The organism is Phyllobacterium ifriqiyense (genome assembly GCF_030817885.1).
Lineage (GTDB): Bacteria > Pseudomonadota > Alphaproteobacteria > Rhizobiales > Rhizobiaceae > Phyllobacterium > Phyllobacterium ifriqiyense.
Map to the genome: position 1 here is coordinate 35,352 of NZ_JAUSZT010000003.1, position 12,613 is coordinate 47,964.

Genomic DNA, 12,613 nt, shown 5'->3' on the forward strand with positions numbered 1-12,613 from the left:
GATTAGCCGAAAAACCCCAAATTGGCACTGTCTAGATCGCCGGGCGTAATTAACGATCTATCCTTATATTTTAGCGTTGAACTAAGCAGCGTTTTCCCGAAGCAATCGCACCGCGGCAGCGCGCGCCTCATCGGTGACACTTGCACCGGCCAACATGCGCGCAATTTCTTCCTGACGATCATCCGTTTCCATTGCCCGGATCGATGTAGCCACGCGATCATTACCCGCAGAGGATTTGGCGATGAGAAAATGCGTTTGGGCCCGAGCCGCAACTTGCGGCGCATGAGTGACCGACAGTACCTGCACATTGCCGGACAAGCGCCGAAGCCGCTGGCCGATTGCATCGGCTACGGCACCGCCAACACCCGTATCAATCTCGTCAAAAACCAGTGTTGGAGCTGATCCGCGATCTGCCAGCGCCACTTTGAGCGCAAGCAGAAAGCGTGAAAGCTCGCCGCCCGATGCAACCTTCATCATCGGCCCTGCGCGCGTGCCAGGATTGGTTCGCACCCAATATTCAACCGTATCAATTCCATCTGCTGTGCGATTATTCACATCCGTCGTCATCTCGACAATGAACTCCGCCCGTTCAAGCTTGAGGGCGGGAAGCTCGGCCATGACGGCCTGTTTTAGATGTTCGGCTGTTTCATGACGGTGAGCGGAGAGCGACAGGGCAGCTTCATCAAAGGCATCCCGTGCCGCAAGGGTTTCTTTTTCCAGTGCTGCCAGACGTTCGGCTCCGGCGTCAATATCGGCAAGATCTCCGTCCATGCGATCCCGCAGTGCCGATAGATCATCCACTGCCACCGAATATTTACGCGCCGCACCACGCAGCGCAAACAGGCGTTCTTCCGTCTGCTCCAGAACACGCGGGTCGAAGTCGATCGCGCGAATTGCTTGCTCAATACCATTTTGCGCTTCGGCCAGAAAATTCAGCGCTTCATCAATGGCTTTGACGACTGGTTCAAGCAAATGCGGCGCTTCGGGTACTTTACGCTCAAGCCGCCGAACAAGACTGGCAAGCGATGGTACCGGCGAGGCATTGCCTGACAAAATATCATTGGCCTCATTGACATCACCGGCAATTTTTTCCGAGCGCATCATTTCTGTGCGCTTTATCGCCAGCATCTCTTCTTCCTGCGGTTCCGGATCGAGCTTGGAAAGCTCCTCCACCGAAGCACGCAGATAGTCGGCTTCACGTGCCGCTGCCTCAACCTTGGCCCGATGGCGAACCAGAGCATGTTCGGCCTCGCGCCATTTCTTGTGCAGCGACCGGACCAGATTTGCTTTTGTTTCCAAAGCACCGAAGGCATCAAGCAATGTGCGATGAATATCGATATCGATCAGCGCGCGATCATCATGCTGGCCATGAATTTCGACGAGCCGCCGTCCAAGCTCTTTGAGCATGGTAACGCTGGCGGCCTGATCATTGATAAAAACCCGGCTACGACCATCCGCATTCTGCACGCGCCGCAAAATGATATCGCCATCATCGTCAATGTCATTTTCACGCAAAAGCAGACGAGCCGGATGACTGCCCGCGACGTCAAAAACTGCGGTAACCTGCCCCTGCTCGGCACCGTGCCTGACCAAAGACGCATCGCCCCGTGCGCCGAGCGCCAGTGACAAGGCATCAAGCAGGATGGACTTGCCGGCGCCAGTTTCGCCCGTAAGCACGGACAGACCTTCGCCGAACTCGATGTCGAGCCGTTCAATCAGGACAATATCGCGGATCGACAGATGCGAAAGCATGATGGCTCAGGTTGAGTTCTAGTTTAAGCGCCTTCTTTGCCGCCAGTAATTGCTGTAGCCGCTTTCGAAAGCCATGAGCCTGCATTTTCACGCGGCTCGAGACCACCGCTTTGCAGCAGCTTGTAGCTGTCCTTGTACCAATCGCTGTCAGGATAATTCTGACCAAGAACGGCAGCAGCAGCTTGGGCTTCGCTCGTCAAGCCGAGCGCGTAATAGGCTTCAACGAGACGCGCGAGCGCTTCTTCGATGTGACGGGTATTGGAATATTGTTCAACGACACCACGGAAACGCTTGATCGATGCGAGGTAATCCTTGCGCTCCAGATAGTAGCGGCCGACCTGCATTTCCTTGCCTGCGAGCTGATCGCGGCCGAAACGGATCTTTGCTTTTGAGTCTTCAACATATTCAGAGTCAGGATAGGTTTGCACGACCTCTTGAAACGCGGCAATCGACCTGCGGGTCATGCTCTGCTCGCGCGTAATGTCCGGAATTTGCCGGTAATAGGAAAGGCCGGTTATATAATAAGCATATGCAGCTTCGGGCTGCGTCGGGTAAAGGGCAATATAACGCTTCGTCATGGCGATGGCATCGTCATATTTACCGCTGCGGTAATTAGCGAACGCGCCCATGACCAGAGATTTACGTGCAAATTCAGAGTAAGGATGCTGACGGTCGACCGCATCAAACTTCTTGGCTGCCTCATCAAGGCGACCCGAATTCAAATTTGCCAGAGCCTGATTGTAAAGCACGTCGGCAGGCTCAATCGTGTCCACATAGGCAGAAAGATCAAGATCATCATCCTTGGATGCGCAACCCGAGATTGCAACAGCGCCGGCAATCGGAAAAAGAAGAAGAGCTGCACGGACCTTTCCGCCAAACCCTGCGTTTCCAAACCTTGCGCTGATAAGCGTTCTGCTATTCGCCATGCTGTCTCCGGCCCCACATTATAATTTAAGAGCATTGTCGCGAAACCCGATATCACGTTTTCGCGCCATGCTCTAGACATAGACAATCTTACCGTCGGTTGGGCGTTCATAAACCACAAGCGACAGGAATCAGCAATGTTATTGCCATGCAATCGTCCAAATTTGTGGCGGAGCGGGAATTAGTCGACCTTTGGCAGAGAAAGATGACCGACTTTATAGGCTTGAAAGCCTGATTTTATTGTTGATTTCGGCTCTTCTTTCCATAATCGAAAACGTATCTGCGTCCAGCAAGTAGGGTCAAAAGCCGAAACCGCAGCGAGCGCTCCGCCCTTTTCAACATCGGCCAAAGCCTTTTCTGCTTCGCGGCATCGCAAATCCGCAAGCGATGAATAGGGTTCTATCGGCAGTATTTCCCTTGTGGCGAAAGCAGCCGATGATATTGCAGCTGATATTTCTGCCTGCCATACTATCCATGTCTTAATGCTTGGCCGCCCGAATGACTGGCTGACCGCATCAAAGCCATTGCCGCAAACAAAATCGTTCAATCCAGCTTCGTGCCGCCACACATAAAACGGGGCATAGAGGTTTTCACGAATTTGTTGTTCGTCGTCGCGTCGCGCTGTCAGATAGGCCTTGAATGCAAGATTGGGGAAATTATCCAGCAACGGCCCCTTTTCTGCGATGCGCCGATCGATAATGCCCATGTCGTAATCGGCAGGCAGCGTAAAACTATACTGCATCGCAATCATTGCGCGGCCTCCTCGCGAATAACGGGTTCAAGCCAGGATACAGCGGTCCCATCCTGGGTTGCTTGAATGCTGATGTAGCAAAAAGTGCTGGTCGGACTTGCTCCGTGCCAATGGCGCTCATCCGGCGCAAACCAGACACAATCTCCCGCGCGCAATTCAACCATGGGACCGCCGTCGCACTGGGCAAACCCAACGCCGGACAGAACATAGAGGAACTGTCCGCGAGGATGTGTGTGCCAATTGGTGATGACACCAGGTTCGACATAGGCTTGCATGACATTATTTTCGCCATCCACATCGCTTTCCAGCAACATCTGTGCCCAGAAGGGAGCCGTGGAAATATTGGCGGGGGCCGGTGCGATGGATTGGCCTGCCCGACGAACGGTCATTTGCTGCGGGCAGCGCTTTGGACTGTTCATAATCTCGCTAACCTCGCTCAAGCTGGCTCAACCATTTGCGTATCGCCATTGCTGAATGACCACTCGTCGCGTGTCGATGTGCTGACCACAATCATAATGTCTTGCGGCCGAATACCGGGCGACTTACCCAGAAGCTCGACGACGCGCTTGTAGAAAGCTTGCTTGGTAGCTGTATCGCGCGGCTTGCCAATCGTTATTGTAAAGATAACGAAATCATCCGAGCGACCATCGCTGAAGTAAGTTGGATCAATGATGAGTTCGTTTGGCCGGTGCTGATGAATGGCCTGAAATTTATCAGTCAGGGGAACGTTGAATGTTTCGACCATTGCCTGATGGAAACTGTCCGACAGCGCCTTGAGGTACTCAGGAGATTTACCTTCCAGCAGGGAGATGCGGGTAAAGGGCATTTGACTTCCTTTCATGAATTGCTTGACGCCATATCAATAAGCTCCCACAATGATCCTGAAAATCAGATTATTCAGGACTAATAGTCCTAAAAATGTGGATTGTTTCAAATGAGAAAGATCACACTTGATCTGGACGTGCTGCGGACCTTCTCTACCGGGATGGAGTTGGGCAGTTTTGCCAAGGCAGCGGAGCGCCTTGGCCGTTCGACATCAGCAGTCAGCGCTCAGCTAAAGAAGCTCGAACAACAAGCCGAGACAGCCATCTTCGTCAAAGCCGGTCGTGGACTTGCCCTAACCGAAGCTGGCGAAACCATGCTCGGTTATGCGCGCCGCATGCTTGATCTGAATGATGAGGCAATTACGGCTGTCCATGGAAGTGAACTCGAAGGCTGGGTGAGGCTTGGCTTACAGGAGGATTTTGGCGAAAGCCTGCTGACCGACGTTCTTGGCCAATTTGCCCGAGCACATCCTAAAGTGCGCATTGAGGCGCGCGTAACACGAAATGCCGACCTGCTGGATCGGATTACATCAGGACGTCTTGATCTCGCGTTGGCATGGAGCAGCGGGGCCTCTACAACACCGCATTACGAACATGTCCTGGATGTGCCAATGTGCTGGATAGGTCCGGCTGGAGAATCCAGAAACTGGCAGAATGGCGGAGATCCCTTACCTTTAATTTCGCTTGAAGCACCATGTCTTTTGCGCACGGCCGCTGTCAACGCTCTGGATCGCGCCGGCATTCCCTGGCGTCTGTCATTTATCAGCCCAAGCCTGACCGGATTGTGGGCCGCAACGGCTGCAGGTCTGGGCGTGACGATACGAACGCCATTTGGACTACCAACAACGGTACAGCGTCTGGGACCGCAGGAGGACGGGCTGCCATCCCTGCCCTCGCTCGGCTTGATGCTTCATCGGTCAGAGGCGCAGCCTGAGCCAGCCACAGCCCGGCTTGCGGCCATTCTGCTGCAATCCATCAACTCAATACCGCAAAAAAAATGATTTATACGGTTGAAGCAGCACTGACTGCCTTGCTTGCACCCACAGGACCGCTGTGCTGCATCTCTATAATCTCAAAAGCCGACGGGTCGGCGAGCAAAGCACGCACAGCGCTCGCGTTGAGACGATGCCCGCCTCGATAGGAGCGGAAACAGCCAATAAAGGGTGCGCCCGCCAGCGATAGATCTCCGATCGCATCCAATGTCTTATGGCGAACAAACTCATCCGGATACCGCAATCCACCGGGGTTGATGACGGTATTGTCGTCACCAATGACCAAGGAGTTATCAAGCGATGATCCAAGCGCGAGGCCAGCGGCCCAGAGCCTTTCTACGTCTCGCATGAATCCAAATGTCCGCGCGCGCGATATCTCCTTGCGGAACACCGCGTCATCCATGTCGCCCGCGAACTTTTGACGACCTATGACAGGCGTTTCAAAGTCAATTTCGACTTCATAACGTGTGCCTTCGTAAGGAATGAACTCCGCCCATGATGCGCCGGATTCTACGCGCGAAGGTTTAAGAATGCGGATATAGCGGCGCTTGGCCGACTGTTGGCTCAACCCCGCTTCATCAAAGGCTTCCAGAAAAGCGGCTGATGATCCATCGAAGATGGGCACTTCTGGTCCATCAATCTCGAGCACCATATTATCAATGCCAGAACCTGCAATGGCCGCCATCACGTGCTCAATGGTGCTGATGGTGATACCTTCAGCATTTGCCAACTTGGTCGAAAGGTCTGTTGCGCCAACTTCCGAAACCAGCGCTTTGATTGGGTGGCGGACACCTGCGCTGTCAATCACATTGAAAACAATGCCGGTGTTGACTGCCGCAGGCAAAAAGGAAAGCGTGACCGGGGCGCCGCTATGTACACCTGCGCCCGAGACAGAAATGCGTTTCGCAATCGTGGTCTGGAAATCCTGCAATACAAACCCTCGTAGTCATCCATCGCATCTGTGCGGCGCCTGGCTATCAGCTAAGTCGTTTATAGTATTTTTCAATGAATTAAACGAAAAATTCCGCCATTGAGACAATGGCGGAATTTGAGTTTTGAAGATGACTGCAGTCAGATCAGTTGGCCTGACGGCGAAGGAATGCGGGAATTTCCAACTGATCGTCTTCCGAAGACTGACGCGCCTGCGGCTGTACGCGGCCCTGTTCGTCAAGCTGTCCACGACGAGGTGCATAAATGGAAGCATCTTGCGAAAGCGGACGGCGTGGTTCTGCCGGGCGCATTGCTGGTTCGCGAGGCTGAGCTGGCTCGAGACGAGCAGTCTCATCTTCGCGGCGTGTCAGACCAGCGGTAAGGCGTTTGAGCAGACCCATCGGGCCACGGTCTTCGTGGGCTTCGTGAGCAGCCTGATCACGGGAATGGTCACGCGACCCCATATCACGGGCGTTGAGTTCAGCCTGAACCAGCGGCGGGAAATCAGCAACATTCGGCATGCGTGGTGCAACTGGCTGCGGTGCAGGTTCAGCCATTTGCGGTGCAGGCTGAGGTGCTGGCTGATAGACTGGCGCCTGTGGTGCTGCTGCGACTGGTGCATCAAATACTTCCGGAGCAGGAGCCTGGAAAATGCGGCTCTGCGGACGGAATTCCTGCTGGACAGGCTGTGGTGCGTGCTGCGCTACATCAAGCCCTGCATTGCGCACCGCCTCGGCGACCGGTGATACCGACTGCTGAACAGGCGGACGAGCCACTGTTTCAACCTTGGCCACTACTTGTGGTGCCGGCTTTGGCATTGGCTTTAGCGGCTGGCGAAACTCGATCGGTGCTGGCGCCGCATCTCCAACCTGCTTGTCGATGCCAGTGGCAACAACCGAAACGCGGATGATGCCTTCAAGGCTTTCATCGAAAGTAGCGCCGAGGATGATATTGGCATCCTGATCAACTTCTTCGCGGATACGAGTTGCAGCTTCATCAACCTCAAACAGGGTCATGTCGCGACCACCGGTGATCGAGATGAGCAAGCCCTTGGCACCACGCATGGACGTCTCGTCCAGAAGCGGGTTGGCAATCGCAGCTTCAGCAGCGGCCATTGCGCGGCCATCGCCGGAGGCTTCGCCTGTGCCCATCATTGCCTTGCCCATTTCGCGCATGACAGAACGGACGTCAGCAAAGTCGAGATTGATCAGGCCTTCCTTGACCATCAAATCGGTGATGCAGGCAACGCCAGAATAAAGAACCTGATCGGCCATCGCGAAAGCATCGGCGAAAGTCGTCTTGTCATTGGCAATGCGGAAGAGGTTCTGGTTCGGAATGACAATCAATGTGTCGACATTCTTCTGCAGATCTTCAATGCCCATATCTGCGGTGCGCATACGGCGCTGACCTTCGAAATGGAACGGCTTGGTAACAACACCAACTGTCAGAATGCCCTTTTCCCGCGCAGCGCGAGCTACGACAGGGGCAGCGCCAGTACCGGTACCGCCGCCCATACCGGCAGTAACAAAGCACATATGCGTACCCTGAAGATGATCATTGATCTCGTCAATGCACTCTTCAGCGGCAGCGCGGCCAACTTCGGGCTGCGAACCGGCACCCAGACCCTCGGTAACCGAAGCGCCGAGCTGAACCAGGCGCTCTGCCTTGGACTGCGCCAATGCCTGTGCGTCTGTATTTGCTACAACGAATTCAACACCGCGCAAGCCGGCATTGATCATGTTATTGACCGCATTGCCGCCGCCGCCGCCAACACCGAAAACGGTGATCCGGGGCTTAAGCTCGGTAATGTCCGGCTTTTGCAGATTGATGCTCATTTGTCCGTTCCTTTTTGTCTTTACCGCGTCGCCGCTGCGGTAATTTCTTTTGGGTTTCCCCGATTAATTAAAAACTCTCTTTCAGCCACTGGCCGATACGCTGAAAACGCCCACCCGTACCTGTCATCAGCGATGATGAACCGGCCTTTACAGAACGCTCTTCAATACCTGCTACCTGCGGATAGATCAGAAGACCAACCGCTGCAGAAAAAGCCGGACCCTTTGCCGCTTCGGGAAGACCCGTAACGCCCAGGGGACGGCCAATTCGTACATTGCGAGCCAGAATACGGCGGGCGACTTCGGGCAGCCCGGCCAGCTGACTTGCACCGCCCGTCAGAACAACGCGCTTGCCGACAATCTGGCCGTAACCGGATTGATTGAGGCGGTCGCGCGCCAGTTCCAGTGTCTCTTCAACACGGGCACGAATGATGCGCGTCAAAACTGCGCGCGGATATTGATTGGGAACATCGCGGGCATCATTGCCAAGCGGCGAAACGCTGATGAGATCACGGTCGTCGGCAGCGCTTGGAAGCGCCGAACCATGCATGACCTTCAAGCGCTCCGCATCATCCATATGCGCCGACAAGCCACGAGCCACATCCATGGTCACGTGATTGCCGCCAATGGCGATTGCATCAGCATGAATGAATTTGCCTTCAGAGAAGACCGAAATCGTCGTTGTGCCGCCACCCATATCGATGCAGGCAGCGCCCATCTCTGCTTCATCATCAACAAGAGCAGAAAGACCGCTTGCATAGGGCGTGGCGATCATTGCCTCGACGGACAGATGGCAGCGATTGACGCAAAGCTCAAGATTGCGCAGTGGAGCCGCATCTGCGGTCAGAACATGCATATCAACGCCAAGAGTATCGCCAATCATGCCAAGCGGATCACGGATACCGCGCTCGCCATCAAGCCCGTAAGCGATCGGCAGCGAGTGAACGAGATGACGCTCTGTTGCCAAAGCCTGCTTGGCACCGGCAGCAAGCACGCGGCGAATATCAGCCTGATCGACCTCATGACCGCCAAGATTGATGCTTGCTGAAAAGCTTTCGCTCTTCAGGCGCCCCGCCGAGATATTGACGATCATCGAATCGACCGTCAGGCCAGCCATACGCTCCGCCGCATCGACAGCGAGGCGGATAGCCTGCTCTGCGGCGTCAAGATTGACAATGACGCCAGACTTGATGCCACGCGACTTCTGATGGCCGATACCCAAAACTTCAATGCGATGTGTGCGACCCGGCAAATGCGCACTTTCCTCGCGCGGACGCAGACGAGCAATGATGCAGCACACCTTGCTCGAACCTATGTCCAAAACCGTCAAGGAACGCGTCCGTTTTGCGGAAGACGTTCCTGATGATGCGCTTTTTCCGTTCAGAATACTCATACACGCTTCTCCGAACGCTTGGGCGCCTTATCGCGCGCCTTCAGATACTCAACACGCTGCACCATGGCTTCCGGTGTCAGCTTTACAACAACGCGGTCATCCAACCGCAAATCGACAGAGGCAATGTCGCGAGACAACAGACCTGCCTTTGCTTCCATGCCCGCGATATCGGCCAAGGCCTCAGAAACGCCGTGCTCAGGCAGCATAAGCGTTACGCCATTTTTGAGAACGAGATCCCAGCGGCGATCACCCACACGAGCATAGGCTCGAACATCCTGGGCAATCTTCGGATAGGCAGCCATCTGCGCCATCAGAAGTTTTACCTGCTGATCGGCACCCGCACCGATGACCAACGGCAAGAGCGCACTGCGTCCGCCGGTGAAAGGAACAATGATCCGCCCATCGGCATCAATAACGTTCAGTTCCGTACCATTCTGCCAGACAGCCAATGCCGTGCGCTCATGAATCGAGATCTGGATTGTATTCGGGTAGACCTTGAAAACATCCACGCTCTCAACCCAAGGAAGGCCAGCGACAGCTGCCTGCGCATCAGAAGCGCTCAAACCGACCAGTGATGTTTCGCCGTCAAGGCCAAGTGCACCGAGAATATCGATCTCGGATGTTTCTTTATTGCCGACAACTTTTACATCTTCGATGGCAAAGCCGAACGTGGATGTCGTAACCTTGACGACTTCCGGCGCATGACCACCCAGGATCGCGCCATAGGCTCCGGTCAATGCAAGGAAAGCGACCGCTCCGATTGTGCCGATGTGATTCGGGACAGAAACTTCCCCATCTACCACCCGCAAGAAAACACGGACGGGCTTGCGAAGAAACTTTGGCAGGACCATGCGAAAACGGCCAAAAGCCACCGACCTGTCCGAAGACATCGGCGCAGCACCGCGGCGGTGCGTATTTTTGCCCTTCAACGCAAACACGATGCGTCCTCCACCATCCAACTCAACAATTCACCGAAGGTATGCCCCGCAGCTTTGGCGATATCAGGTACAAGTGATGTGGGAGTCATGCCTGGCTGAGTGTTCACCTCCAGCCAAATAAGCTCGCCATCTTCGGAAAACCGGTCGTCGTAACGAAAGTCCGACCGGCTGATCCCTTTACATCCAATTGCCTGATGCGCCTTGAGAGACAGTGTTTGTATTTTTTGGTAAATTTTTAGTGAAATTTTTGCGGGAACCACATGATTTGATCCGCCTGCAACATATTTTGAATCATAATCGTAGAACTGGTGCCCAACCGGGATGATTTCACAGACCCCAATGGCAACATCGCCCATCACCGCGCATGTCAACTCACGCCCGTGAATGTAGCGCTCGACCATCACCGAGCCGCCAAATTTCCATTCATCGGAGGTAACGACCTGCGGCGGATGCGACTGATCTTCCTTGACGATAACGACGCCAAAGCTCGACCCCTCGCTCACTGGCTTGATGACATAAGGCGGCTTCATCGGATGCTTGGCTGTGAATTCGGAACGATCCATCACCTTCGCTTCAGCTACAGGCACACCCGCGGCTTTGGCAACGATTTTTGCCTGCTCCTTGTTCATCGCCAGAGCGGAAGCAAGCACACCCGAATGGGTATAGGGAATCTGTAGATATTCGAGGATACCCTGAATGGTACCATCCTCGCCAAACGGGCCATGAAGGGCGTTAAACACAATGTCGGGCTTAAGTTCTTGCAAAACATTGGCGATATCGCGGGATACATCTACACGGGTGACTGTGTAGCCCTCAGCCTCCAAGGCATCGGCGCAGGAATTGCCTGACGACAGCGAAACGGGACGTTCCGAAGAAAATCCGCCCATCAGCACCGCAACATGCTTTTTCGCCATTAAGGCATCCCCTCAAACACATCCCCATCTGACGCATGACCGGAAACTAAAAACCCACGAAATTCTCACAGCCATGCGCGGGCGGAAAAAGGCATGAGTCGTCGCACATCCGGCGGCCAGGACCGCAGATACCCAAGACTGGCAGAACCAGCCGACTCAAATCAGTTAACGCTTGCCCCTAAAGAATCAGAGAGTTGATTCGCTGACAAGTCCCCAATGATTCAACAATGATATTTCGTGTAAAAAAATGTGTCAGGAGCGCGATTCAGGCCGCGCGAGCTCACCATGAGGGAGGTTATTATTTGCAGGAGGTTTATTTCCTGCGAGGTTGGCAGCGACTAATATGCAATCCAACCAACTTCCTCATTGTGAGCCCTGTCGAACCAGGCTAGAGTAATTGCCCCATGAATTCGTGCACTTCCTGACCCGGACGGAAAAGACCAAGCCGCTTTATTTCCCAATGCAGGCGAATTCCGGAGTTTTGGAGGACACGCGAACGGATCGTTTCGCCTAAGGTCTCCAGCTCATAGCCATTGGCCGTACCGGTATTGATCATGAAATTGCAATGCATCGGCGACATTTGAGCGCCGCCAATCCTCAAGCCACGACCGCCTGCCGCATCAATTTCCTTCCAGGCAGATGAGCCCTCAGGGTTTTTGAACGTAGAGCCGCCTGTTTTCTCGCGGATGGGTTGCACGGTTTCACGATGATGCTGGACGGCATCCATCGCGGCCTGAATTTCCGGCCGCTCACCCGGCATTCCTTCGAAAAGAGCAGAGGTAAAAATCAGATCACTGGCGGCACCGGAATGACGATAGGCATAACCCATGTCGGCATTGGAAAGGATATGCAACTCGCCCTTGCGATCCAGCGCCCTCACCTCAACCACACGCTCACGGGTCTCAACGCCATTGGCGCCGGCATTCATACGCAGCGCGCCGCCAATTCCGCCGGGTATGCCGTGATAAAAATGGAACCCGGCAATGCCCGCGTCCAAAGCGGCAGAGGCGACACGCTTGTCAGGCGTCGCCGTACCGGCACGCAGTTGCGTTTCGCCCACGCGCTCTACTTCACCAAAACCTTTTGCCGAAAGGCGCACAACGAAACCCGGAATGCCACCATCCCGCACGAGCAAATTTGAGCCGATGCCCACGGTCAGAATCGGATATTCTTCTGGAACTGCTTTCAGGAACGCGGCCAAATCTTCTTCGTCGGCGGGTTGAAACATGACTTCAGCGGGCCCGCCTGCGCGAAACCAGGTCACTTTCTCCATGCCCATATTGGGCGTAAGCCGTCCACGCAAACCAGCAAAACGGTCTCCCAGCTTCGAAAGCAGGGCTTCTCCATCAACAAGTGAAGACAT

12 protein-coding genes are annotated in these 12,613 nt (G+C 54.5%); 1 reads left to right on the forward strand and 11 read right to left on the reverse strand.

Annotated features, from left to right (window positions below; genetic code table 11):
- Positions 1-81: 81 nt before the first annotated feature.
- The 5 genes from recN to QFZ34_RS07520 all read right to left on the reverse strand — a co-directional run bounded on the left by recN (position 82) and on the right by QFZ34_RS07520 (position 4,253).
- On the reverse strand, positions 82-1,752 hold the full coding sequence (recN, locus tag QFZ34_RS07500) for a DNA repair protein RecN (protein ID WP_115052561.1): 1,671 nt from the start codon (positions 1,750-1,752) through the stop codon (positions 82-84).
- Positions 1,753-1,775: 23 nt separating this feature from the next.
- Positions 1,776-2,678, reverse strand: coding sequence for an outer membrane protein assembly factor BamD (locus QFZ34_RS07505; protein WP_115052560.1), 903 nt, complete (start codon positions 2,676-2,678; stop codon positions 1,776-1,778).
- Positions 2,679-2,857: 179 nt separating this feature from the next.
- Complete coding sequence (locus QFZ34_RS07510; protein WP_307279164.1) at positions 2,858-3,427, reverse strand: DUF4865 family protein; 570 nt, start codon at positions 3,425-3,427, stop codon at positions 2,858-2,860.
- The gene (locus tag QFZ34_RS07515) at positions 3,424-3,846 is read right to left on the reverse strand and encodes a cupin domain-containing protein (protein ID WP_115052558.1); all 423 of its coding nucleotides are present in this window, start codon (positions 3,844-3,846) and stop codon (positions 3,424-3,426) included. Before QFZ34_RS07515 ends, QFZ34_RS07510 begins: the two co-directional genes overlap by 4 nt.
- A gap of 17 nt (positions 3,847-3,863) precedes the next feature.
- Positions 3,864-4,253, reverse strand: coding sequence for a tautomerase family protein (locus tag QFZ34_RS07520; RefSeq protein WP_115052557.1), 390 nt, complete (start codon positions 4,251-4,253; stop codon positions 3,864-3,866).
- A 108-nt stretch (positions 4,254-4,361) separates the two neighbouring features.
- Between QFZ34_RS07520 and QFZ34_RS07525 the strand changes: the two genes are divergently transcribed.
- Positions 4,362-5,252 carry a LysR substrate-binding domain-containing protein gene (locus QFZ34_RS07525; RefSeq protein ID WP_307279170.1) on the forward strand — a complete coding sequence of 297 codons (891 nt, stop codon included), beginning with the start codon at positions 4,362-4,364 and terminating at the stop codon, positions 5,250-5,252.
- A gap of 1 nt (position 5,253) precedes the next feature.
- Here QFZ34_RS07525 and lpxC read toward each other — a convergent pair whose 3' ends face one another.
- From lpxC to murB, 6 genes are all read right to left on the reverse strand, one after another.
- A complete protein-coding gene (lpxC, locus tag QFZ34_RS07530) occupies positions 5,254-6,174 on the reverse strand; it encodes a UDP-3-O-acyl-N-acetylglucosamine deacetylase (RefSeq protein ID WP_307279172.1) in 921 nt (306 codons plus the stop codon).
- A 145-nt stretch (positions 6,175-6,319) separates the two neighbouring features.
- Complete coding sequence (gene ftsZ / locus QFZ34_RS07535) at positions 6,320-8,008, reverse strand: cell division protein FtsZ (RefSeq protein ID WP_115052554.1); 1,689 nt, start codon at positions 8,006-8,008, stop codon at positions 6,320-6,322.
- A gap of 67 nt (positions 8,009-8,075) precedes the next feature.
- Entirely contained in the window at positions 8,076-9,398 is a 1,323-nt protein-coding gene (ftsA, locus tag QFZ34_RS07540; protein ID WP_115052553.1) for a cell division protein FtsA, read from the reverse strand.
- On the reverse strand, positions 9,395-10,336 hold the full coding sequence (locus QFZ34_RS07545; protein WP_307279181.1) for a cell division protein FtsQ/DivIB: 942 nt from the start codon (positions 10,334-10,336) through the stop codon (positions 9,395-9,397). The genes ftsA and QFZ34_RS07545 overlap by 4 nt, the downstream gene beginning before the upstream one ends.
- Positions 10,324-11,250, reverse strand: coding sequence for a D-alanine--D-alanine ligase (locus tag QFZ34_RS07550; protein ID WP_307279183.1), 927 nt, complete (start codon positions 11,248-11,250; stop codon positions 10,324-10,326). The genes QFZ34_RS07545 and QFZ34_RS07550 overlap by 13 nt, the downstream gene beginning before the upstream one ends.
- 388 nt (positions 11,251-11,638) lie before the next feature.
- Positions 11,639-12,613 (reverse strand): UDP-N-acetylmuramate dehydrogenase, encoded by a 975-nt coding sequence (gene murB / locus QFZ34_RS07555; RefSeq protein WP_115052550.1) that lies wholly within the window; start codon positions 12,611-12,613, stop codon positions 11,639-11,641.

Coding starts and splice junctions, on each gene's coding strand:
- QFZ34_RS07510 (WP_307279164.1), bottom strand. CDS start 3,427: ATGATTGCGATGCAGTATAGTTTTACGCTGCCTGCCGATTACGACATG.
- recN (WP_115052561.1), bottom strand. CDS start 1,752: ATGCTTTCGCATCTGTCGATCCGCGATATTGTCCTGATTGAACGGCTC.
- QFZ34_RS07515 (WP_115052558.1), bottom strand. CDS start 3,846: ATGAACAGTCCAAAGCGCTGCCCGCAGCAAATGACCGTTCGTCGGGCA.
- murB (WP_115052550.1), bottom strand. CDS start 12,613: ATGTCTTCACTTGTTGATGGAGAAGCCCTGCTTTCGAAGCTGGGAGAC.
- QFZ34_RS07525 (WP_307279170.1), top strand. CDS start 4,362: ATGAGAAAGATCACACTTGATCTGGACGTGCTGCGGACCTTCTCTACC.
- QFZ34_RS07550 (WP_307279183.1), bottom strand. CDS start 11,250: ATGGCGAAAAAGCATGTTGCGGTGCTGATGGGCGGATTTTCTTCGGAA.
- QFZ34_RS07520 (WP_115052557.1), bottom strand. CDS start 4,253: ATGCCCTTTACCCGCATCTCCCTGCTGGAAGGTAAATCTCCTGAGTAC.
- ftsA (WP_115052553.1), bottom strand. CDS start 9,398: ATGAGTATTCTGAACGGAAAAAGCGCATCATCAGGAACGTCTTCCGCA.
- ftsZ (WP_115052554.1), bottom strand. CDS start 8,008: ATGAGCATCAATCTGCAAAAGCCGGACATTACCGAGCTTAAGCCCCGG.
- QFZ34_RS07505 (WP_115052560.1), bottom strand. CDS start 2,678: ATGGCGAATAGCAGAACGCTTATCAGCGCAAGGTTTGGAAACGCAGGG.